This window comes from Streptomyces sp. NPDC001315, assembly GCF_042896175.1.
In the GTDB taxonomy this organism is placed as follows: Bacteria; Actinomycetota; Actinomycetes; order Streptomycetales; family Streptomycetaceae; genus Streptomyces.
Genome location: NZ_JBIAWZ010000002.1, coordinates 378,511 through 399,209, shown reverse-complemented (window position 1 = coordinate 399,209; position 20,699 = coordinate 378,511). Strand labels below are relative to the sequence as shown.

20 protein-coding genes and 1 tRNA gene are annotated in these 20,699 nt (G+C 70.5%); 14 read left to right on the top strand and 7 right to left on the bottom strand.

Annotated elements, in window-relative coordinates; translation table 11 throughout:
* Window positions 1-191: 191 nt before the first annotated feature.
* Window positions 192-2,060, top strand: a complete 1,869-nt coding sequence (locus ACFY16_RS08970) for a sel1 repeat family protein (RefSeq protein WP_390646423.1) — start codon at window positions 192-194, stop codon at window positions 2,058-2,060.
* A 280-nt stretch (window positions 2,061-2,340) separates the two neighbouring features.
* Window positions 2,341-2,414 (top strand) — tRNA-Met (locus ACFY16_RS08965).
* 128 nt (window positions 2,415-2,542) lie between these two features.
* Here the strand turns inward: ACFY16_RS08965 and ACFY16_RS08960 are convergent.
* On the bottom strand, window positions 2,543-2,959 hold the full coding sequence (locus ACFY16_RS08960; protein ID WP_390646422.1) for a Fur family transcriptional regulator: 417 nt from the start codon (window positions 2,957-2,959) through the stop codon (window positions 2,543-2,545).
* A 127-nt stretch (window positions 2,960-3,086) separates the two neighbouring features.
* Here ACFY16_RS08960 and ACFY16_RS08955 point away from each other — a divergent pair, with 127 nt between their 5' ends.
* On the top strand, window positions 3,087-4,556 hold the full coding sequence (locus ACFY16_RS08955) for a catalase (RefSeq protein ID WP_390646421.1): 1,470 nt from the start codon (window positions 3,087-3,089) through the stop codon (window positions 4,554-4,556).
* Window positions 4,557-4,632: 76 nt separating this feature from the next.
* Here ACFY16_RS08955 and ACFY16_RS08950 read toward each other — a convergent pair whose 3' ends face one another.
* Both ACFY16_RS08950 and hisN read right to left on the bottom strand, forming a co-directional pair.
* Window positions 4,633-5,025: a cyclic nucleotide-binding/CBS domain-containing protein gene (locus ACFY16_RS08950; RefSeq protein WP_390646420.1), complete on the bottom strand. Its 393-nt coding sequence runs from the start codon at window positions 5,023-5,025 to the stop codon at window positions 4,633-4,635.
* A gap of 170 nt (window positions 5,026-5,195) precedes the next feature.
* The gene (gene hisN / locus ACFY16_RS08945; RefSeq protein WP_390646419.1) at window positions 5,196-5,996 is read right to left on the bottom strand and encodes a histidinol-phosphatase; all 801 of its coding nucleotides are present in this window, start codon (window positions 5,994-5,996) and stop codon (window positions 5,196-5,198) included.
* A gap of 176 nt (window positions 5,997-6,172) precedes the next feature.
* Here hisN and ACFY16_RS08940 point away from each other — a divergent pair, with 176 nt between their 5' ends.
* A complete protein-coding gene (locus ACFY16_RS08940; protein ID WP_390646418.1) occupies window positions 6,173-6,784 on the top strand; it encodes a TetR/AcrR family transcriptional regulator in 612 nt (203 codons plus the stop codon).
* A gap of 9 nt (window positions 6,785-6,793) precedes the next feature.
* On the opposite strand, the gene ACFY16_RS08935 is transcribed toward ACFY16_RS08940, so the two are convergent.
* From ACFY16_RS08935 to ACFY16_RS08920, 4 genes are all read right to left on the bottom strand, one after another.
* Window positions 6,794-7,117: a DMT family transporter gene (locus ACFY16_RS08935; RefSeq protein ID WP_390646417.1), complete on the bottom strand. Its 324-nt coding sequence runs from the start codon at window positions 7,115-7,117 to the stop codon at window positions 6,794-6,796.
* Window positions 7,118-7,295: 178 nt separating this feature from the next.
* On the bottom strand, window positions 7,296-8,309 hold the full coding sequence (gene rsgA, locus ACFY16_RS08930; RefSeq protein ID WP_390646416.1) for a ribosome small subunit-dependent GTPase A: 1,014 nt from the start codon (window positions 8,307-8,309) through the stop codon (window positions 7,296-7,298).
* An 18-nt stretch (window positions 8,310-8,327) separates the two neighbouring features.
* Window positions 8,328-9,659 carry a 3-phosphoshikimate 1-carboxyvinyltransferase gene (aroA, locus tag ACFY16_RS08925; RefSeq protein WP_390646415.1) on the bottom strand — a complete coding sequence of 444 codons (1,332 nt, stop codon included), beginning with the start codon at window positions 9,657-9,659 and terminating at the stop codon, window positions 8,328-8,330.
* A 124-nt stretch (window positions 9,660-9,783) separates the two neighbouring features.
* Complete coding sequence (locus ACFY16_RS08920) at window positions 9,784-10,506, bottom strand: M50 family metallopeptidase (protein WP_390646414.1); 723 nt, start codon at window positions 10,504-10,506, stop codon at window positions 9,784-9,786.
* Window positions 10,507-10,611: 105 nt separating this feature from the next.
* Here ACFY16_RS08920 and ACFY16_RS08915 point away from each other — a divergent pair, with 105 nt between their 5' ends.
* From ACFY16_RS08915 to ACFY16_RS08870, 10 genes are all read left to right on the top strand, one after another.
* Window positions 10,612-11,427: an SOS response-associated peptidase gene (locus tag ACFY16_RS08915; protein ID WP_390646413.1), complete on the top strand. Its 816-nt coding sequence runs from the start codon at window positions 10,612-10,614 to the stop codon at window positions 11,425-11,427.
* Window positions 11,428-11,446: 19 nt separating this feature from the next.
* Complete coding sequence (locus ACFY16_RS08910; RefSeq protein ID WP_390646693.1) at window positions 11,447-12,073, top strand: alpha/beta family hydrolase; 627 nt, start codon at window positions 11,447-11,449, stop codon at window positions 12,071-12,073.
* Window positions 12,074-12,329: 256 nt separating this feature from the next.
* Window positions 12,330-13,013: an RNA polymerase sigma factor SigR gene (sigR, locus tag ACFY16_RS08905; RefSeq protein WP_390646412.1), complete on the top strand. Its 684-nt coding sequence runs from the start codon at window positions 12,330-12,332 to the stop codon at window positions 13,011-13,013.
* Window positions 13,010-13,333, top strand: coding sequence for a mycothiol system anti-sigma-R factor (gene rsrA, locus ACFY16_RS08900; RefSeq protein WP_390646411.1), 324 nt, complete (start codon window positions 13,010-13,012; stop codon window positions 13,331-13,333). Before sigR ends, rsrA begins: the two co-directional genes overlap by 4 nt.
* A 151-nt stretch (window positions 13,334-13,484) precedes the next feature.
* Window positions 13,485-14,807 carry an HD-GYP domain-containing protein gene (locus ACFY16_RS08895; protein WP_390646410.1) on the top strand — a complete coding sequence of 441 codons (1,323 nt, stop codon included), beginning with the start codon at window positions 13,485-13,487 and terminating at the stop codon, window positions 14,805-14,807.
* A complete protein-coding gene (locus ACFY16_RS08890; RefSeq protein ID WP_390646409.1) occupies window positions 14,804-16,090 on the top strand; it encodes an HD-GYP domain-containing protein in 1,287 nt (428 codons plus the stop codon). The genes ACFY16_RS08895 and ACFY16_RS08890 overlap by 4 nt, the downstream gene beginning before the upstream one ends.
* A 111-nt stretch (window positions 16,091-16,201) precedes the next feature.
* A complete protein-coding gene (locus ACFY16_RS08885) occupies window positions 16,202-17,182 on the top strand; it encodes a tetratricopeptide repeat protein (protein ID WP_390646408.1) in 981 nt (326 codons plus the stop codon).
* Window positions 17,183-17,257: 75 nt separating this feature from the next.
* The gene (gene def / locus ACFY16_RS08880) at window positions 17,258-17,908 is read left to right on the top strand and encodes a peptide deformylase (RefSeq protein ID WP_390646407.1); all 651 of its coding nucleotides are present in this window, start codon (window positions 17,258-17,260) and stop codon (window positions 17,906-17,908) included.
* Between the two features lie 308 nt (window positions 17,909-18,216).
* Complete coding sequence (gene cyc1, locus ACFY16_RS08875; protein WP_390646406.1) at window positions 18,217-19,308, top strand: epi-isozizaene synthase; 1,092 nt, start codon at window positions 18,217-18,219, stop codon at window positions 19,306-19,308.
* Window positions 19,305-20,675, top strand: a complete 1,371-nt coding sequence (locus ACFY16_RS08870; protein ID WP_390646405.1) for a cytochrome P450 — start codon at window positions 19,305-19,307, stop codon at window positions 20,673-20,675. Before cyc1 ends, ACFY16_RS08870 begins: the two co-directional genes overlap by 4 nt.
* Window positions 20,676-20,699: the final 24 nt, after the last annotated feature.

The following is a 20,699-nucleotide window of genomic DNA, read 5'->3' as shown; positions in this document are numbered from 1 at the left end:
CGGATCCTCCAAGGATCCGGGCCTTTGTGGTGTGCGAACGCATGTGCCGATTGCCGGGACGGCCGCGCCGACGGGGGGAGTTGGGGAAATCCGTGTTTGACTTGTCTCTCTGTGGGCATGTCGACAAAACGCTGAAGTGACCTCACTGACTGCGGTATACCAGGTGTACCCAGGTTGCAGGTGGTGCGACGATGGACGTTATGGGGGACAAGGCAACTCTGTTGGAGACAGGGCGGTTTGTGCAGTCTGCTGACTTTGTCCAGCCGGCTGACCTTGTGCAGTCTTCCGGCCGGGACGAGACCGGCGAGGCTGCCGAGGAAGCGCGCCTGCGACTCGCCGTGGAAGCCGGCGAGGTCGAGGCGATGAGCGTCCTCGGGGCCATGCTGTTGCGCCGAGGCGATCTCGACGCGGCCGAGCCTCATCTGCGTGGCGCCACCACCGCCGGTGACCGTGCCGCCGCCAACAATCTGGGGGTCCTTCTGCATCAGCGTGGCTACGCCGAGGATGCCGCGGGATGGTGGCGGATCGCCGCCGTCGCCGGTTCCGCAGCGGCCGCGCACGCCCTCGGCCGGCACCACCGCGAGCGCGGCGACGAGCCCGCCGCAGAGTACTGGCTGCGCCAGTCCGCCGAGCAGGGGCACGCCCTGGGCGCGTACGCCCTCGCCGACCTGCTGGAGCACCGCGGGGACGGTGGGGTCGAGCAGTGGATGCGGGCGGCCGCCGAGCGGGGTCACCGGGAGGCCGCGTACCGGCTGGCGCGGGCGCTGGACCGGCGGACCGTGGAGGAGGCCGACGGTGACAACGGTGTCGGGGTCGGTGTCGCGGTCGGTGTCGGAGGATCGGCGGAGGGCGAGGCCGAGCAGTGGTACCGACAGGCCGCCGCGCGCGGACACCGCAGGGCCGCGCTGCACCTCGGGGCGATCCTCGAGAAGCGGGGCGAGCTCAAGGAGGCGGGGCGCTGGTATCTGACGTCCGCCAAGGACGGGGAGGCGCGGGCCGCCTGCGCCCTCGGCTTCCTGTTGCGGGACGCCGGGGACACCGAGAGCGCCGCCGTGTGGTGGCTGCGGGCCGCCCAGGACGGGGACGGCAACGCGGCCAACGCGCTGGGCGCACTGCACGCCGAGCGTGGTGAGACACAGACCGCCGAGCGTTGGTACCGGGCCGCGCTGGACGCCGGCGACGACAACGGCGCCTACAACCTCGGGCTGCTCTGCGCCGAGCAGGGGCGGACCGCGCAGGCCGAGCAGTGGTACCGGCGTGCCGCCTACGCCGGGCACCGTGAGGCCGCCAACGCGCTGGCGATCCTGCTGCTCCAGGGCGGGGACGCGACCGGGGCCGAACCGTGGTTCTCCAAGGCGGCGGAGGCCGGGAGCGTGGACGCCGCGTTCAATCTGGGGATCCTGTACGCCGGGCGGGGCACGGAGCAGGAGGCCGCGGCCGCGCTGCGGTGGTACGAGCGGGCGGCGGCGGCCGGGCACACGGAAGCGGCGCTGCAGGTCGGGATGGCCCGGCTGCGGGACGGTGACGAGCGGGAGGCGGAGCGGCATCTGCGGTGCGCGGCGGGCGGCGGCAGCGCGGAGGCCGCGTACCGGCTGGCCGCGGTGCTGGACGCACGGCGTCCCGCGACGCCCGCGCATGAGCTCGGTGAGCATGTGAACGAGAAGACCGAGTGCGAGGAGTGGTACGAGCGGGCGGCCTCCCAGGGGCATCGGCGGGCACAGGTGCGGGTCGGGATGCTCGCGGCCGACCGGGGCGATGTGGTGGAGGCCGCCCGGTGGTACCGGGCGGCGGCCGAGGCCGGATCCCGCAACGGCGCGTTCAACCTGGGGCTGCTGCTGGCCCGGGAGGGCAGCGAGCCGGAGGCGGCCGTGTGGTGGACGCGGGCCGCTGACGCGGGCCATGGGCGGGCGGCTCTTCGACTGGCCCTGGTCTACGCGCGTCGTGGGGAGCTTGCGGAGGGGCAGCGGTGGGCCGACCGGGCGGTGTCCTTGGGGCCGGCCGAGGTGTCCGAGCGGGCGGCTCGGTTGCGGGATGCGTTGCGGCAGGAGCTGTCGGCCTGAGGCGGTGCCGCACGCGGGCGGGGGTGGACGGGTGAAGTCGCTCGCCCGTGCCGCCCAAGCGGCACGACTGCCCGCAGTCACGCAGATGCACGTCTGCCCGGAGCCGCGCACGTGCAGGTCTGCCCGCGGCCGCCCAGTTCCACGTCTGCCCCCAGTCACGCAGATGCACAACTGCCCGCAGTCACGCGGACCACGACTGCCCGCAGCCACGTCGGCCACAACCCACGCGATAAGCGATTTGCTTCCGTCTGCATCCTTGACGTAACGTTGCATTCATCGACGCGGGGTGGAGCAGCTCGGTAGCTCGCTGGGCTCATAACCCAGAGGTCGCAGGTTCAAATCCTGTCCCCGCTACTGAAGGCCGAGGGCCGGAATCCGAAAGGGTTCCGGCCCTCGGTTTTTGTCTGCGTCCGCCCCGCTTCAGGCGTCACCGCGCTGAAAGCCCCGGCACCCATCGGTGCCGGGGCTTCGGGAAGCGGTCGCTACGCCGACGCGCAGTTCGGGCAGATGCCGCGGTACGTCACCTCGACGTCCGAGACCGTGAAGCCGAAGCGCTCCGAGTCGGGGAGGTCGGACAGCGGGTTGCCGCCGGGGTGGACGTCACGGATCGCGCCGCACCGGGCGCAGACCAGATGGTGGTGCGGGCGGTGGGCGTTCGGGTCGTACCTCTTGGCGCGCTTGTCGGTCGCGACCTCGAGGACCTCGCCGAGGGAGACCAGCTCGCCCAGCGTGTTGTAGACGGTCGCCCGGGAGATCTCGGGCAGCTTGGTGACGGCCCTGGCGTGCACCTCGTCGGCCGTCAGGTGGACGTGATCGCCGTCGAGTACCTCGGCCACGACGCGCCGCTGTGCGGTCATACGCCATCCGCGTCCGCGCAGCCGTTCCAGAAGGTCACTCATACGAATCAGCCTAACAGCAGGAGGGACCAGGTCCCGAACGGGTGTGACTTTGGAGCTCTACTTGACTTGGATAATGTCCATTGTAGGATCTGGTTCGGCATTGGCCAAGGGACAGGACTTGTCAGAAATGACGCAGGAGGCACACGTGACGCAGGGACCGCTCACCACGGAGGCCGGTGCTCCGGTGGCCGACAACCAGAACAGCGAGACCGCGGGTGTCGGCGGCCCGGTTCTCGTCCAGGACCAGCTGCTTCTGGAGAAGCTGGCCCACTTCAACCGTGAGCGCATCCCGGAGCGCGTCGTGCACGCGCGCGGTGCGGGCGCCTACGGCACCTTCACGGTCACCGCCGATGTCACGCGGTACACGCGCGCCACGTTCCTCTCCGAGGTCGGCAAGCAGACCGAGACGTTCCTGCGCTTCTCGACGGTGGCCGGCAACCTCGGTGCGGCCGACGCCGTGCGCGACCCCCGCGGCTGGGCGCTGAAGTTCTACACCGAAGAGGGCAACTACGACCTCGTCGGCAACAACACCCCGGTGTTCTTCATCAAGGACGCGATCAAGTTCCCGGACTTCATCCACACCCAGAAGCGCGACCCGTACACGGGCTCGCAGGAGGCGGACAACGTCTGGGACTTCTGGGGCCTGTCTCCCGAGTCCACCCACCAGGTGACCTGGCTGTTCGGCGACCGCGGGATCCCGGCCTCGTACCGCCACATGAACGGCTACGGCTCGCACACCTACCAGTGGAACAACGAGGCCGGTGAGGTCTTCTGGGTCAAGTACCACTTCAAGACCGACCAGGGCATCAAGAACCTCACCCAGGCCGAGGCCAACAAGCTCGCCGGTGAGGATCCGGACAGCCACCAGCGCGACCTGCGCGAGTCCATCGAGCGCGGTGACTTCCCGACCTGGACCGTGCAGGTCCAGATCATGCCGGCGGCCGACGCGGCGACCTACCGCTTCAACCCGTTCGACCTCACCAAGGTGTGGCCGCACGAGGACTACCCGCCGGTCGAGATCGGCAAGCTGGAGCTCAACCGCAACCCGGAGAACGTCTTCGCCGAGGTCGAGCAGTCGATCTTCAGCCCCGCGCACTTCGTGCCCGGGATCGGCCCGTCGCCCGACAAGATGCTCCAGGGTCGCCTCTTCGCGTACGGCGACGCCCATCGCTACCGCGTCGGCATCAACGCCGACCACCTGCCGGTGAACCGCCCGCACGCCACCGAGGCGCGCACCAACTCCCGTGACGGCTTCCTCTACGACGGCCGCCACAAGGGCGCGAAGAACTACGAGCCGAACAGCTTCGGCGGCCCGTTCCAGACGGACCGTCCGCTGTGGCAGGCCACCCCGGTCACCGGCGCCACGGGCAACCACGAGGCCCCGGTCCACGCCGAGGACGACGACTTCGTACAGGCGGGCAACCTCTACCGTCTGATGTCGGAGGACGAGAAGACCCGTCTGATCGAGAACCTCTCCGGCTTCATCGCCAAGGTCTCGCGCGACGACATCGCCGAGCGGGCCATCGCCAACTTCCGCCAGGCGGACGGCGACTTCGGCAAGCGGCTGGAGGCCGCGGTCCAGGCCCTGCGCGGCTGACACTCCAGCACTGGACCGCTTGTCGTCGCGACGGGCCGGGATCCCCGCTCGGGGGATTCCGGCCCGTTTCGCCTGGTCAAGCAGGGATGTGCTGCCGGGCCGGTGCCCAGCAGCGGATGATGTCGCGGACCGAGACGATGCCGGCCGGCTCGCCGCGGTCGAGGACGACCAGGTGTCGGAAGCCGCCGTGGGCCATGGCCCGGGCCGCCTCCTCCAGGGTCCACGTCGGGGCGGCGAAGACGACGTTGTTCGTGGTGTGGGCGTGGGTGCGTTCCGTGTCCGGGTTCTGGCCCAGGCCGACGGAGTTCAGGATGTCGCGCTCGGTGAGGATGCCGATGCCACCGGCGTCCGGGTCGAGGACCAGGGCGGCGCCGATGCGGCGCGCGGACATCAGGGCGGCCGCCTGGCGGAGGGTGTGGGCGGGGCCGATGGTGAGGACCACCGTGCTCATGGCGTCGCGGACGAGCATGGGATGGAGCCACCTCCTACGGGAATCCACGGGACTCGCGGACCTCGGGTCCGTTCGTTCATGGATTCACAAATTCACAAGTGGGGGTGCTCACAGCGTGACAGGTAAAGCGGAGGTCAACAAGAGGGCGTGCGAGGCCAGTTGAGGGCGCACGCGCTCATCTGTGCCGTTCAGTAGCGCTGGTTGACGTACCCCAGCAACTCGTCGTGCAGCAGACCGTTGGACGCGGCCGCGTTGCCGCTGTGCGGGCCCGGGCGGCCGTCGAGGCCGGTGAAGGTGCCGCCGGCCTCCGTCACGACGATCGCGGTGGCCGCCATGTCCCAGAGGGAGAGTTCGGGTTCCGCGCACATGTCGACGGAGCCTTCCGCGACCATCATGTACGGCCAGAAGTCGCCGTACGCGCGCGTGCGCCACACCTCGCGGGTGAGGTCCAGGAAACCGTTCAGCCGGCCCTGTTCCTCCCAGCCGCTCAGCGAGGAGTACGCGAAGGAGGCGTCGCTCAGCTTCGAGACGCGCGAGACGTGCAGGCGGGACGCCGAGGACAGGCTGCGGCCGGTGAAGGCGCCGTGGCCCTTCGCGGCCCACCAGCGGCGGCCGAGGGCGGGCGCGGAGACGACGCCGACGACGGGCTGGTAGCCGCCCTCCGCCGCCTCCATCAGGGAGATGAGGGTGGCCCAGACGGGGACGCCGCGTACGTAGTTCTTGGTGCCGTCGATCGGGTCGATCACCCAGCGGCGGGGACCGGTGCCCTCGATGCCGTACTCCTCGCCGAGGACCGCGTCGCGGGGGCGGGCGCGCTGGAGCTGGCCGCGGATGAGTTCCTCGGCCGCCTTGTCCGCCTCACTCACCGGTGTCATGTCCGGCTTCGTCTCGACCTTGAGGTCGAGGGCCTTGAAGCGGTCCATCGTCGCGGCGTCGGCCGCGTCGGCGAGGACGTGGGCGAGGCGGAGGTCGTCCAGGTAGTCCGGCATACAACGAACCGTATCTGCCGGGGTGGGGGCGGGGCCACACGGGGCCGCGTGGGGACGAGTCCGGGGCGTGCCCGCGCGAGGTGGCCGACGAGCGCCCCTCGACGCCCCCGCGAACCCTTGACAGTGCCTCCGGGCGCGTCAAATCTGGGCGCAGAGCCGCTTGCCCCCGGGAGGCGATGATGCCTGCAGCGCGGGAATCCCTACTGGACGCCGCCTACACGGCGCTCGCACGCCGGCCGTGGTCCGCGGTGCGGATGGTGGATGTCGCCGCGGCGGCCGGGGTGTCCCGGCAGACGCTGTACAACGAGTTCGGGAGCAAGGAGGGACTGGCCCGGGCGCTCGTCAGGAGAGAGGCGGACGGGTTCCTCGCCGGGATCGAGCGCGCGCTCGCCGCGCACGCCGACGCCCACGAACGGCTCACCGCGACCGCCGAGTGGACCGCGTCGACCGCCCGTCAGAACGCGCTCGTACGGGCCATGCTCACCGGCTGCTGGAACGAACGGCTGCCGTCACCCACGCTGAAGGCGGTGCCCTCCTCCTCGGCCGTGCCGGCGCAGCGGCGGGCGGACGGCCCGCTGCCGTCACCCGGCGACTTCGTGGCGATCGTCCGCGATCGTGCCGTGGCCGCCCTCTCCGGTCCCGGCGCCGCCAGGCCGGACACCGCGGAGCTGGCCCGCTCCTGCGAACTCGCCGTCCGTATCGCCCTGTCCTGCGTGGCCGCACCGCCGGCGGACGGTGGGGTCGCGGATCTTGTGCGAGGCGCTTTCCGCCGCCAGTCGGCCGTGTGACGCGACGCGTCAGTGGGCCGAGCCGGACAACTGGAGGCCGATCACGCCGATGATCACCAGGCTGATCGAGACGATCTTCAGTGTCGAGACCAGGTCGCCGAGGAAGACCATGCCGTAGATCGCGGTGCCCGCCGCGCCGATGCCGGTCCACACGGCGTAGGCGGGGCCCACGTCGAGCTTCTTCAGGGACAGCGTGAGCAGGCCGAAGCTGCCGAGCGCGAAGGTGCAGAAGGCGACGGTCGGCCAGAGCCTGGTGAAGCCGTGCGACAGCTTCAGACACACGGCGAAGCCGGTCTCGAGCAACCCCGCGACGACCACCAGCAGCCACGCCATGTGCTGTCCTCCCGTGTGTCAGCGCTTGTCAGCGTCTGTGACCGCTAGGTCTGGCATCGTCTGGAATCGTCCGGCTTGGTCTGCTTCGGTCTTCCTTGGTCCGTCTTGGCCGGGCTTGGATCCGGCTCGGTGCGATTATGCACTTACCGAACTCGGGCCCGGACAAACAACGAGGAGGTCAGTCGCCCTCCGTCCGCTCCCGGGTCGCGAGAAGCCGGCGCAGCGAGTAGAGGCGTGCCGGGTCCGCGTGCCCCTCGGCCACCCACGCGTCCAACGCGCAGTCCGGCTCGTCGTGACTGCACGCGCGCGGGCAGCCCTCCGTGCCCGGCTCCAGGTCGGGGAAGGCGTGGATGACGCGGGACGGATCCACGTGGTTCAGGCCGAACGACCGTACGCCCGGGGTGTCGATGACCCAGCCCTCGTCGCTGTCCGCCAACGGCAGGGCGAGGGCGGAGGTGGTGGTGTGCCGGCCGCGGCCCGTCACGGCGTTCACACGCCCGGTCGAACGGCGTCGCTCCTCCGGCACCAGCGCGTTGACCAGCGTCGTCTTGCCGACGCCCGAGTGCCCGACGAACGCGGTGATCTTCCCGTCGAGCTGCTCGCGCACCCGGGCGACGGCGGTCCCGTTCTCCAGCTCCTCGCGGCTGGTGACCACGTACGGGATGTCGAGGTCGCCGTACAGCTCCAGGAGCTTGTCCGGTGGGGCCAGATCCGACTTCGTCAGCACGAGGAGGGGCGTCAGACCGCCGTCGAACGCCGCCACCAGACAGCGGTCGATCAGCCGCGGGCGGGGCTCGGGGTCGGCCAGGGCCGTGACGATGGCCAGCTGGTCGGCGTTGGCGACGACCACGCGCTCGTACGGGTCGTCGTCGTCCGCGGTGCGGCGCAGGACCGAGGTCCGCTCCTCGATGCGGACGATGCGCGCGAGGGTGTCCTTCGTACCGGACAGGTCGCCGACGAGGGCCACCCGGTCGCCGACGATCGCCGCCTTACGGCCCAGTTCGCGGGCCTTCATCGCCATCACGATCCGGTCCTCGACGAGGACGGTCAGCCGGCCCCGGTCGACGGTGAGGATCATGCCCTCGGCGGCGTCCTCGTGCTTGGGGCGGATGTGCGTACGGGGTCGGTTGCCCTTGCGGTTCGGGCGGGAGCGGATGTCGTCCTCGTCGGTGTGCTTGCCGTAGCGGCGCATGACCTGATCCCTGAGTCTCTATGCCCCGAGCATCCCGGTCCACAGTTCGGGGAAGTCCGGGAGGGTCTTCGCCGTGGTCGCCACGTTCTCGATCTGCACGCCCTCGACCGCCAGGCCGAGGATCGCGCCGGCGGTCGCCATGCGGTGGTCCTCGTACGTGTGGAAAATCCCGCCGTGCAGGGGGCGGGGCCGGATGTGCAGGCCGTCGGCCGTCTCGGTGACGTCGCCGCCGAGCTCGTTGATCTCCTTGGTGAGCGCGGCCAGGCGGTCCGTCTCGTGCAGGCGCAGATGGGCCACGCCCCGCAGGGTCGAGGGGGAGTCCGCGAGGGCGGCGACGGCCGCGATGCCCGGGGTCAGCTCGCCCACCTCGCCCAGGTCCACGTCGATGCCGTGGATGGCACCCGATCCGGTGAACACGAGGCCGTACTCGGTCAGTTCGCAGGCACCGCCCATTTCGGTGAAGATCTCGCGCAGCCGGTCACCGGGCTGGGTGGTGCGGGCAGGCCAGTCCGGGACGACGACCCGGCCGCCGGTCACCAGCGCCGCCGCCAGGAACGGCTGCGCGTTGGACAGGTCCGGCTCGACGGTCAGGTCGCGGCCGAGCAGGGCGCCCGGGGTGACCCGCCAGACGTTCGGCTCGCCGCCCGACTCCGGGGTGTCCACCTGGGCGCCGACCGCGCGCAGCATGTCCACCGTCATCCGGATGTGGGGCATCGACGGCAGCGTGGTTCCGGTGTGGCGGACCTCCACGCCCTGGTTGAAGCGCGGTCCCGACAGCAGCAGGGCGCTGACGAACTGCGACGAGGACGAGGCGTCGATCGCGACCGGCCCGCCGTCCAGCGCACCGCCGCCGTGCACCGTCAGCGGCAGCGCGCCCCGGCCGTCGTCGTCGATGCGGGCGCCGAGGGCGCGCAGGGCGTCGATCACGCCGTTCAGGGGACGCTCGTACGACCTCGGGTCGCCGTCGAAGCGGATGGGGCCGTCGGCGAGCGCGGCGACCGGCGGCAGGAAGCGCATCACCGTGCCCGCGTTGCCGACGTCGATCGTGGCCGGGCCGTGCAGACCCGCGGGGATCACCCGCCAGGCCTCGCCGGTCCCGCCGGTGACGGTGGAACTGGAGGACACCGTCTCCTCGATGCCGACGCCCATCGCGCGCAGGGCCCCGGCCATCAGCAGGGTGTCGCGGGAGCGCAGCGGGCGGCGCAGCCAGCCCGGCTCGGAGGCGAGGGCGGCGAGCACCAGGGCTCGGTTGGTGACCGACTTGGACCCGGGCACGTGGACCGTCGCGTCGACGGCTCCGCTCGCGTGCGGGGCGGGCCAGAGGGCGGTGTGTGCGGGGTTCACGGTCATGCGCCCACTTTAGTGGCTGGCGATGACCGGAGATCTTGATCAAATGCGGAGAAAGCGGAGCGAACCCACAGTATGGGAAATGCCGTGCATATATGCGTGGGCGCCGGCCGCATTCGGCCGTCCGTCACACCTCCAGCAGCCACCTGCCCCCGCCGATCAGCGAGCACAGGGACACCGCGTGGAACAGGAACAACCACAGCCCCGCCGGTACGTGCGTCAGCCGCGACAGCTGGTCCGCGTCCGAGTCCCCGGCACCCCCGCGTGACCGTTTGGCCTGGAGCTCGAAGGCCGGACGCACCCCGCCGACCAGCAGGAACCACACCACCGCGTACGCGAACGCCGCCTGCACCTGAGGGCCGGCCAGCCACGACACCAGCAGGAACGCACCGCCGGTCAGCACCACGGTCAGGGCCCCGTAGGCGTTGCGGATCATCACCAGCATCGCCACCAGCAGGGCGGTGGCCAGCCACAGCAGCAGCGTGATGTGACCGGCGGCGAGCAGTGCGGCGCCGCCCAGGCCGAGGAGTGGGGGAGCGGTGTAGCCGGAGGCCGCGGTGAGGATCATGCCCAGGCCGTAGGGCTTGCCCCGGCTGACGGTGAGGCCGCTGGTGTCGGAGTGCAGTCGTATGCCGGTGAGGGTGCGGCCGGTGACCAGCGCCACCAGGCCGTGGCCGCCCTCGTGCGCGATGGTGATCGCGTTGCGCGAGATGCGCCACACCGTGTGCGGGACGACTATGGCGAGCGCCGCGACCATGGTGGCGAGCACCACCCACAGATGGGGGTCGGGCTGGGTGCCGAAGACGCGGTCCCAGAGGTCGGGCAGCGCGGTGGCGGCGGTGCTGTCCATGTTCTTCGGTGGCTCCCTCTGGGCGCAGTCGACAGGGGCTTGCGCGTGGCGCAATCGTCGAGGGGTGGTGGTCGGGTGACGGGTGGGCCTGGCAGTGTGGCACGCATGTGCGGACGGTATGCATCGAGTCGTAGGCCCGAGGATCTCGCAGGAGTCTTTGAGGTCGAGAAGTGGGAGCCCGAGGAGACCTTGGCGCCCGACTACAACGTGGCTCCGACGAAAGAGGTCTACGCGGTCCTCGACCGTCCCCTGAAGGACGCCGAAGAGAAGCGGCCGGTTCGCCAGCTGCGCAAGCTCAAGTGGGGCCTCGTACCGTCCTGGGCGAAGACGCCCGAGGGCGGTGCACGGATGATCAACGCGCGCGCGGAGACCGTGCACGAGAAGCCGTCGTACCGCCGTGCCTTCGCCGCCCGGCGCTGCATCCTGCCCGCCGACGGCTACTACGAGTGGGTCACCGGCACGCAGGAGCGGGACCTGGAGGTCGAGGGGAAGAAGAAGCGGCCGCGCAAGCAGCCGTACTTCGTGCTCCCGGCCGACGGGTCGGTCTTCGCGATGGCCGGGCTGTACGAGTTCTGGCGGGACCGGACCCTGCCCGACGACCATCCGCAGGCCTGGTGGGTGACCTGCTCCGTCATCACCACGGAGGCGGAGACGACCCCGCTCGCGGTGGCACCGGCCGAGGGGCCGTACACACTCGCCGAGATCCACCCCCGGATGCCGCTGATGCTCACCCCGGACCGCTGGGACGCCTGGCTCGACCCGTCCCGCACGGACCTCGACGGCCTGCGTGAACTGCTCGCCCCGCCGCCCGCCGGACTGATGCGCGCCTACCCCGTGTCCACCGCGGTCAGCAACGTCCGCAACAACGGACCGGAGCTGCTGAAGGAACTGGAAGGCCCCGAAGAGGGCACACTTTTCTGATGTGACAGATCTGGCAGAAGTGACACAGGAAATCGAGACCGATGCCGGTCGGGCGCGCATCGTCTGGCACCACACCGAGAAGCCGCGGTTCGTCCTCGCCGTCAGCCACGGCGCCGGCGGCGGCATCCAGGCGCGGGACCTGCAGGCGCTTGCCCGGGTCCTGCCGGGACACGGGGTGACGGTCGCCCTCGTCGAGCAGCCCTGGCGGGTGGCCGGCAAGAAGCTGGCGCCCGCGCCTAAGACCCTCGACGTCGGCTGGCGGGGCATCTGGCCCGCGCTGGCCGAACCCGGCCTGCCGGTGATCTCGGGCGGCCGGAGCGCGGGCGCCCGTGTGGCCTGCCGTACGGCCGTGGAACTGGGCGCTGCCGCCGTCCTCGCACTCGGCTTCCCCCTGCATCCGCCGGGTAAGCCCGAGAAGTCCCGCGCCGACGAACTGCTCGGGGCCGGGGTGCCCACCCTCGTCGTACAGGGTGGCAACGACCCGTTCGGGAAGCCGGAGGAGTTTCCCGAAGGGGCGTACGAACTGGTCGAGGTGCCCTACGGCGATCACGGCTTCGCCGTCCCCAAGCGCGCGGAGATCACCCAGGAACGCGCCCTGGAGATCATCACCGACGCGGTCGGGGCGTGGGCCGGCTCACTCGGGTGACGAACGGGAATGTTGTGTGGGCGGCCACTGTTGAGGCGGACATAAGTGCTGGGGCACCAGCGCCGACGTCTTAGGAGAGGAAGTCCGCCGCATGGGTTCGACCATCTGCCCGAGCCGCAGCAGCAGTACTGACCTGGACTGGACGGTGCTGCATGCGGCCAAGATCGCTCCTATTCGAGCGGCGGCAGGCACGGGTCGTCGTCTATCCTCCGATTCGAGTGGGACCGGTTTCGGTCCTGCCCAGGAACTTGAGGAGGTGGGTCCGGTCACTGGGACCGACGCAGGGACCGACAACGGCCAGGCGGAGCAGCCCGAGGGCCCGGGTATGAGCGCGGAGTCGTCCGCGGAGCGTAGCTCGCGCTTCGAGCGGGACGCGCTCGAATTCCTCGACCAGATGTATTCGGCAGCCCTGCGCATGACGCGCAACCCGGCCGACGCCGAGGACCTGGTGCAGGAGACGTACGCGAAGGCGTACGCGTCCTTCCACCAGTTCCGCGAGGGCACCAACCTCAAGGCATGGCTGTACCGCATCCTCACCAACACCTTCATCAACTCGTACCGCAAGAAGCAGCGCGAACCCCAGCGCAGTGCGGCCGAGGAGATCGAGGACTGGCAGCTCGCGCGTGCCGAGTCGCACATGTCGACGGGTCTGCGCTCCGCCGAGTCGCAGGCGCTCGACCACCTGCCCGACTCGGACGTGAAGCAGGCGCTTCAGGCGATCCCCGAGGAGTTCCGCATCGCCGTCTATCTCGCGGACGTAGAGGGCTTTGCGTACAAGGAGATCGCGGACATCATGGGGACACCCATCGGTACGGTGATGTCCCGGCTGCACCGGGGCCGCCGTCAACTGCGCGGCATGCTCGAGGACTACGCCCGTGAGCGTGGGCTGGTCCCGGCCGGCGCCGGAGAGTCGAACGAAGCGAAAGGCTCGGGCTCATGAGCTGCGGAGAGCCGCACGAGACGGACTGCAGTGAGGTCCTCGACCACCTGTACGAGTTCCTCGACAGTGAGATGCCGCCCCTCGACCGCGACAAGTTCCAGCACCACTTCGAGGAATGCTCGCCGTGCCTCGAGAAGTACGGTCTGGAGCAGGCCGTGAAGAAGCTGGTCAAGCGGTGCTGTGGGCATGACGACGTGCCGACGGATCTGCGGGCGAAGGTCATGGGCCGCATCGACCTGATCCGCTCCGGACAGGCCGTCCCCGACCACGACGACGTGACGGCTACGGCTACGGCTACGGCTACGCCTCAGGAGTCCTGAACTCCCGCCCACCGTCCCACCGTCCACTGGACGGGCTGACGTCACCCGAACGTGCTAACCGGCGGCTCATACGCCCGTGGACCCACCCCCGGCCGCTCTACGCTCCGGAGCCTGTACAGGCACGGTCGTGGCCGGGGGAGGGGCGGACGTCATGGAGGCGGCGGTAGCGGCGCGGGCACGTGCGTACGTCGTCGCCTGTGCCGTCCTCGGTGCGGTGCTCTGTCTGCGCCCGCTGCCGTCCGCCCGCACCCCCTGGTGGGCCGTCGTCCTGCTGGCGGCCCTGTACGCCGGTGGTGAGCGGGTCGCGGCGCGCCGCTTCGCCGGAACGTTCCGCCCCGTGCTGCTGGCCGGGGCCTTCTTGCTGCCCCCGCCGGTCGCGGCGCTCGTCGCGCTGCCGGGGGCGCTGTTCTCCCGGGCCGATCGGCCTGTCCTGCTGCGCCGGGTGTGGCGTGCCGCCGAGCTGATGCTCGGGGTGTGGGCCGCGGCCCGGGTGCACGGAGCGCTCGGCGGGCCGGAGGCGGTGGCGGCGTCCCGCTTTCCCTGCGTACTGCTGCCGGCCGGGGCGGCCGTGCTGACGTTCTGGCTCGTGCCGGCCGTGCTGGACGGCGGGATCCTCGCGCTGGCCGAACGCGTGCCGGTGCGGCGGGCCTGGCGCGGACTGTTCCTCCGGTCACTGGTGCCCGCCGCCGTGCACGGGCTCGCCGGGCTGATGATGGCCGTGCTGTGGCGCAGTCCGTACGGGCCTGTCGCCGCGCTGCTCGTGCTGCTGCCGATGTGCGTGTCCTGGTGGGTGTTCGCGCAGTACCACCGGGAACGGGCCGCCCACCAGGCGACCATTCGCGCGCTGGTGCAGGCCGTCGACATCAAGGACGGGTACACCCGCGGGCACAGTGAGCGGGTCGGGCAGGCGTCCGTGATGATCGCGCGTGAGCTCGGCATGGACGACGAGCGGGTCGAGGTGCTCCGGTTCGCCGGGATCCTGCACGACGTGGGCAAGCTGGGCGTCCCCACGCGGCTCCTGCGCAAGGACGGGCCGCTGACTCCCGAGGAGCGGCGGGTGATCGAGCTGCATCCCGAGTACGGGCACGAAATCGTGCGGGGCATCGGCTTTCTCGGGGAGGCCCGGTCGGCGATCCTGCATCACCATGAGCGGTTGGACGGCAGCGGGTATCCGTACGGACTGGTCGGCAGCCAGATCCCGGAGTTCGCTCGGGTCGTCGCGGTCGCCGACGCGTTCGATGCGATGACGTCCACGCGGTCCTACCGGAGGGCACGCCCGGTTCGGGTGGCGTTGGAGGAGCTCGAGCGGTGTGCGGGGGCTCAGTTCGACCCGTTGATGGTCACGGCGTTGGTGCGGGCGCTCGGGCGGTACGGGTGGCATCCGGCGGTCACGGCAGACGAGGACCGGTCCCCTCGCGTCCACCCACCCGCTCCGCCTCCACCGGTGTCCAGTCGGCCAGGAGCGCACCGATGACCTTGCGCCACCGCTCGGTGGCGCTCCCCCTCATCCGCACCTCCGCCCTCACCCTCGGCGCCCTCTGTCTCGCCGGCACCCTCTGGACCGGCATCGACGACCGGGGAGCCGCCCTTGCCTTCGGGGTCCTGGTCGCCGTCGGAGAGCTGACCCGGTGGAGCGGCCCGGAAGGCAGGGAGGCCGCGCCCCTCGCCGCCGCCGGAGCGCTCTCGTACGCCCTGCTCGGAGAGAACGGGGGCCACCCGACGCTCCCCCGGGTTCTCGACTCCGCCCGAGCAGGGGGGACCCTCATGGGCGTCGCGCAGATCGTCGCCGTGGTGGTCGCCGCCTCCCTGCTCGGCAGCGTTCCGCACATCGCGCGCGGGCAGGGGCCGGCGCTCGACCAGCTGGCGCGGCGGGTGCTCACCACCGGGTTCGCCGCCGTGTGCTTCCAACCCCTCTACGGCAAGGGGGTGTTCGACGGCTGGCCCGGGCATGCCTACGCGCTGCTGCTGGTCGCGCTGCTCGCGCTCACCGCGCTGTGCGACGCCGTGCTCGCGGCCGCCCTGGCCCGCTCCCGGACGGGGTGGCCGTTCGGGCCGTTGCTGCGGGACGAGTTGCGGTCCCTGCTCGGGATCGGGTCGGCCGTGTGCGCGACGGGGGTGGTGATGGCGCTCGCGGTCGCCGTGGTGGGGTTGTGGGCGCTGCCCGTTTTCTGTCTGCCCCTGCTGCTCACCCAGGTGTCCCTGCGCCGGTACGCGGCCGTGCGTGCCACCTACCGGCAGACCATCGCCTCGCTCGCCCGGGCCACCGAGACAGCCGGCTGCACCCCCGCCGGACACGCGCGCCGCGTCGCCGCGCTCAGTCGGGCCGTCGGGCGGGACATGGGACTGTCGGAGCCCGAACTGAACGTACTGGAGTACGCGGCGCTCATGCACGACATCGGGCAGCTGAGCCTCGTGGACCCCGTGCCGGCGGGGGCCACCGCCGTGCTGCCCGCCGCCCAGCAGCGGCGGATCGCACTGCTCGGTGGGGCCGTCGTACGGCAGACGGGGGTCGACGGGGCCGTCGCCGTGGTGGTGGAGCGGCAGGCCGACCCCTACCGGGAGCAGCCGGTGGCGGCGCGGATCGTGCGGGCCGTGAACGCGTACGAGGAGAAGGCGCGCGACGCCGGGCCGGGCGGGCCCCTGACGGCCCTGGAGGAACTGCGGCTGGGGACGGCCGGAGAGTACGCGCCCGAGGTCGTGGAGGCGCTGGCCCGGGTCCTGTCACGGGGCTGTCTGACCTTGCCCCCGGTGGGGTAACCCATGGGTAATGAGCGCCTCTCCAGCCCTACGTGGTTGGATGCGAGGGAGAGGGTGTCCGGGGGCACAAGCCAGCCCACTCCACGGAACTGGAACTGGCAGGCGGGAATCGTGAGGATCTTCGGAAAGGGACGGCACCGGCCCTCCGCCTCCTGGCGGCAGGCCACCGATCGGGCGTTCACACTGATCGGCGACGGCCGGTACGAGGACGCGGGCGCGCTGCTGACGCGGGCCGCCGACCTGGAGCCCTGGCTGTCCGAGTCCTGGTTCAACCTCGCCCTGCTGCACAAGTTCCGGCACGACTGGGAGCAGGCCCGCACGGCCGGGCTCAGGGCCGTCGCCCTGCTCGACCGGGAGACCGGAGCCCCCGACTGGTGGAACGTCGGCATCGCCGCCACGGCCCTGCAGGACTGGCCGCTGGCCCGCCGGGCCTGGCAGGCCTACGGGCTGCATGTGCCCGGGGGCGCCACGGCGTCCGGGGAGCCCGTAGGCATGGACCTCGGCAGCGCGGCCGTCCGGCTGTCGCCCGAGGGCGAGGCCGAGGTCGTGTGGGGGCGCAGGCTCGACCCCGCCCGGATCGAGGTGCTGTCCATTCCGCTGCCGTCGTCCGGGCGGCGCTGGGGCGAGGTCGTGCTGCACGACGGGGTGCCCCACGGGGAGCGCACCACGTCGGCCGGGCACTCCTATCCGGTGTTCGACGAGATCGAGCTGTGGGCGCCGTCGCCCGTGCCCACCTGGGTGGTCCTGCTGGAGGCCGCCACCGAGGCCGACCGGGACGCGCTGGAGCGGCTCGCCGCCGACGCGGGCTTCGCCGCCGAGGACTGGTCGTCCTCCGTACGGCTGCTGTGCCGGATGTGCTCGGAGTCGCGGATGCCGTCCGACGAGGGCGAAGGCGTGCACCTCGACCCGCACGACCACAGTGAACCCGGGCACCCCGGGCCGCTCGGCCACCGCACCGACGGGCAGCTGTGGGTGCCCGAGCGGGAGTGCGGGGTGGCCGCGCCGGCCTCACTGGTGAGGGGGCTGCTGGACGGCTGGGTGGCGGACAGCCCGGACTCACGGGACTGGCGGGACCTCGAAGAGGTCTGCTGAGCCGTCCTTCGCCGGGCGTCCCCTTTAGGCTGTACTCGCAGAATTCTCAGGCTTGCAGGAAGGCGTACGTCGGTCATGGCGCAGCAGGACACCGATCAGCAGCACGCGGGCGTGCTCCCCGTGGACGACGAGGGCTTCGTCATCGACACCGGGGAGGCGGAGGAGCGCGAGGCGGCCTGGCGCGAGCGCGGCACCTCCCGGCCGATCACGGTCGTCGGCAACCCGGTGCTGCACAAGGAGTGCAAGGACGTCACCGACTTCGGCGAGGAGCTCCAGCAGCTGGTCGCGGACATGTTCGCCAGCCAGCGCACCGCCGAGGGCGTGGGCCTGGCCGCGAACCAGATCGGCGTCGACCTGAAGGTCTTCGTCTACGACTGCCCCGACGACGAGGGCGTCCGGCACGTCGGGGTCGTCTGCAACCCGAAGGTCGTCGAGCTGCCCGCGGACAAGCGCCGCCTGGACGACAGCAACGAGGGCTGCCTGTCGGTGCCGACCGCGTACATGCCGCTCGCCCGCCCCGACTACGCCGAGGTGACCGGGCAGGACGAGAAGGGCAACCCCGTCAAGGTGCGCGGCACCGGCTACTTCGCCCGGTGTTTGCAGCACGAGACCGACCACCTGTACGGCTACCTCTACATCGACCGCCTCTCCAAGCGTGACCGCAAGGACGCGCTGCGGCAGATGGCCGAGAACGAGCCGCGCTACCCGGTGGTCGCCAACGACTGAGCCGGACAACGACTCCGCGGACGCCTGGTCAGGTTCTTTCCTGACCAGGCGTCGTTCGTCTCTACGCGTCGGTCGTCTCTCCGTGTCGGTCGTCTGTCCGTCGCACGTTCGATCTCATACATGCGTGCGGTGATCCATAACCAGTCACGCGAGGGGGATTCTCGGCACGTTGGGGTAGCGAATTAAGCAAATCCATTCCCAGAACGGTCAGTCGTGGTGCTGAATGGGAAGTGCGGGGATACGCAACGGCGCACGCCCGGCACGACGGGAGGGGTGTTGCGCTGACCGGCGGCTGAGAGGGGTAGTTCGTGCCTGCTTTCCCATACAGCACCACGTACGGCACCACATCGACAGTGATCGCAGTTCCACCCTCGCTCTCTCTCCGGGCGATCGAGGCCGCGTTTCCCCGGAAACTCCACCAGTATTGGCCAAAGCTTCAGGAGAAGACACGCACCTGGCTGCTGGAAAAACGGCTCATGCCGGCGGACAAGGTGGCGGAATATGCCGATGGCCTGTGCTACACCGACCTCATGGCGGGGTACTACATCGGCGCCCCCGACGAGGTCCTGCAGGCCATAGCCGACTACAGCGCGTGGTTCTTCGTCTGGGACGACCGGCACGACCGTGACATCGTCCACGGCCGGTCGGCCGACTGGCGGCGGCTGAGGTTCCGGTTGCATGCGGCCCTGGACTCCCCCGAGGACCATCTGCACCACGGGGATCCCCTGGTTGCGGGGCTCGCGGACAGTGTGCGACGGCTGTACTCGTTCCTGCCCGGCACCTGGAACGCGCGGTTCGCCCGGCACTTCCACGAGGTGATCGAGGCGTACGACCGGGAATTCCGCAACCGCACCCAGGGGATCGTCCCCACGGTCGAGGAGTATCTCGCGCTGCGTCGCCTCACCTTCGCGCACTGGATATGGACGGACCTGCTGGAGCCGAGTGCGGGATGCGAACTCCCGGACGCCGTGCGCAAACACCCGGCATATCGACGGGCGGCGCTGCTGAGTCAGGAATTCGCCGCCTGGTACAACGACCTCTGCTCGCTTCCGAAGGAAATCGCGGGCGACGAGGTACACAATCTCGGAATCAGTCTCGTCACTCATGAGGGACTGACTCTCGAAGAGGCAGTGGAGGAAATCCGGCGGCGCGTCGAAGAATGCATATCAGAATTCCTGACCGCCGAACGGGACGCCTTACGGTTCGCCGACGAACTCGCCGACGACACGGTGCGGGGAAAAGAACTGAGTGTCGCGGTACGGGCCTGCCTCGGAAACATGCGGAACTGGTTCAGTTCCGTCTACTGGTTCCACCACGAGTCCGGCCGTTACATGGTCGACAGCTGGGACGACCGGTCCACGCCCCCGTACGTCAACAACGAAGCGGCAGGTGAGAAATGACCGTCGATTCTGTGAAGCCCGCGGGACTCCAGGTGCCGGAGCTGCGTGAGCCGCCACTTGCGGGAGGCGGTGTCCCGCTCCTGGGCCACGGCTGGAAGCTGGTCCGCGACCCGCTGGCGTTCATGTCGCGACTGCGCGACCACGGCGACGTCGTACGCCTGAAACTGGGCCCGAAGACGGTCTACGCCGTCACCGCCCCCGCCCTCACCGGCGCGCTGGCCCTCAGCCCCGACTACAAGATCGACGGCCCGCTGTGGGAGTCGCTGGAAGGCCTGCTCGGCAAGGAGGGCGTCGCCACCGCCAACGGCCCGACGCACCGGCGTCAGCGGCGTACGATCCAGCCCGCCTTCCGGCTCGACGCGATCCCCGCGTACGGGCCGATCATGGAGGAGGAGGCGCATGCGCTGACCGAGCGCTGGCAGCCCGGCGAGACCGTCGACTGCACCTCCGAGTCCTTCCGGGTCGCCGTGCGGATCGCCGCCCGCTGTCTGCTGCGCGGCGACTTCATGGACGAGCGGGCCGAGCGCTTGTGCGTCGCGCTCGCCACCGTCTTCCGTGGTATGTACCGCAGGATGGTGGTCCCGCTCGGGCCGCTGTACCGGCTGCCGTTTCCGGCCAACCGCGAATTCAACCGCGCACTGGCCGATTTGCATCTCCTGGTCGACGAGATCGTCGCCGAGCGCCGGGCATCCTGTCAAAGGCCTGACGATTTGCTGTCGGCATTGCTGGAAGCGAAGGACGAGAATGGCGACCCCATCGGGGAGCAGGAGATCCACGATCAGGTCGTCGCGATACTCACCCCCGGCAGTGAAACCGTCGCCTCCACGATCATGTGGTTGCTTCAGGCACTCACCGAACACCCCGAACACGCCGACAAGGTACGGGCGGAGGTCGAATCCGTGACCGGGGGCCGGCCCGTCGGATTCGAGGACGTCCGCAAGCTCACGCACACCAACAATGTCGTCGTCGAGGCTATGCGTTTGCGCCCCGCCGTATGGATATTGACGCGGCGGGCGGTGACCGACACCGAACTCGGTGGCTATCGCATTCCGGCCGGTGCGGACATCGTGTACAGCCCCTACGCGATCCAGCGCGACGCGCGTTCCTACGCACACAACCTGGAGTTCGACCCCGACCGCTGGCTGCCCGAACGGGTCAAGGACGTGCCGAAACATGCCATGAGCCCGTTCAGCGTGGGCAACCGCAAGTGCCCGAGCGACCACTTCTCGATGGCCCAACTGAGCCTGATCACGGCGGCGGTGGCGACGAAGTACCGCTTCGAGCAGGTGACCGGTTCTGACGACACGACCCGGGTGGGCATCACACTGCGCCCGCACAAACTGCTGTTGAGGCCGCTGGAGAGGTGACGGGTGGTGACGTTCAGGCGGCCT

What these genes read in the sequence shown, in the direction of transcription:
- ACFY16_RS08970 (WP_390646423.1), top strand. Translation starts at nt 192, where the DNA reads ATGGACGTTATGGGGGACAAGGCAACTCTGTTGGAGACAGGGCGGTTT.
- ACFY16_RS08960 (WP_390646422.1), bottom strand. Translation starts at nt 2,959, where the DNA reads ATGAGTGACCTTCTGGAACGGCTGCGCGGACGCGGATGGCGTATGACC.
- ACFY16_RS08955 (WP_390646421.1), top strand. Translation starts at nt 3,087, where the DNA reads ATGACGCAGGAGGCACACGTGACGCAGGGACCGCTCACCACGGAGGCC.
- ACFY16_RS08950 (WP_390646420.1), bottom strand. Translation starts at nt 5,025, where the DNA reads ATGCTCGTCCGCGACGCCATGAGCACGGTGGTCCTCACCATCGGCCCC.
- hisN (WP_390646419.1), bottom strand. Translation starts at nt 5,996, where the DNA reads ATGCCGGACTACCTGGACGACCTCCGCCTCGCCCACGTCCTCGCCGAC.
- ACFY16_RS08940 (WP_390646418.1), top strand. Translation starts at nt 6,173, where the DNA reads ATGATGCCTGCAGCGCGGGAATCCCTACTGGACGCCGCCTACACGGCG.
- ACFY16_RS08935 (WP_390646417.1), bottom strand. Translation starts at nt 7,117, where the DNA reads ATGGCGTGGCTGCTGGTGGTCGTCGCGGGGTTGCTCGAGACCGGCTTC.
- rsgA (WP_390646416.1), bottom strand. Translation starts at nt 8,309, where the DNA reads ATGCGCCGCTACGGCAAGCACACCGACGAGGACGACATCCGCTCCCGC.
- aroA (WP_390646415.1), bottom strand. Translation starts at nt 9,659, where the DNA reads ATGACCGTGAACCCCGCACACACCGCCCTCTGGCCCGCCCCGCACGCG.
- ACFY16_RS08920 (WP_390646414.1), bottom strand. Translation starts at nt 10,506, where the DNA reads ATGGACAGCACCGCCGCCACCGCGCTGCCCGACCTCTGGGACCGCGTC.
- ACFY16_RS08915 (WP_390646413.1), top strand. Translation starts at nt 10,612, where the DNA reads ATGTGCGGACGGTATGCATCGAGTCGTAGGCCCGAGGATCTCGCAGGA.
- rsrA (WP_390646411.1), top strand. Translation starts at nt 13,010, where the DNA reads ATGAGCTGCGGAGAGCCGCACGAGACGGACTGCAGTGAGGTCCTCGAC.
- ACFY16_RS08895 (WP_390646410.1), top strand. Translation starts at nt 13,485, where the DNA reads ATGGAGGCGGCGGTAGCGGCGCGGGCACGTGCGTACGTCGTCGCCTGT.
- ACFY16_RS08890 (WP_390646409.1), top strand. Translation starts at nt 14,804, where the DNA reads ATGACCTTGCGCCACCGCTCGGTGGCGCTCCCCCTCATCCGCACCTCC.
- def (WP_390646407.1), top strand. Translation starts at nt 17,258, where the DNA reads ATGGCGCAGCAGGACACCGATCAGCAGCACGCGGGCGTGCTCCCCGTG.
- ACFY16_RS08870 (WP_390646405.1), top strand. Translation starts at nt 19,305, where the DNA reads ATGACCGTCGATTCTGTGAAGCCCGCGGGACTCCAGGTGCCGGAGCTG.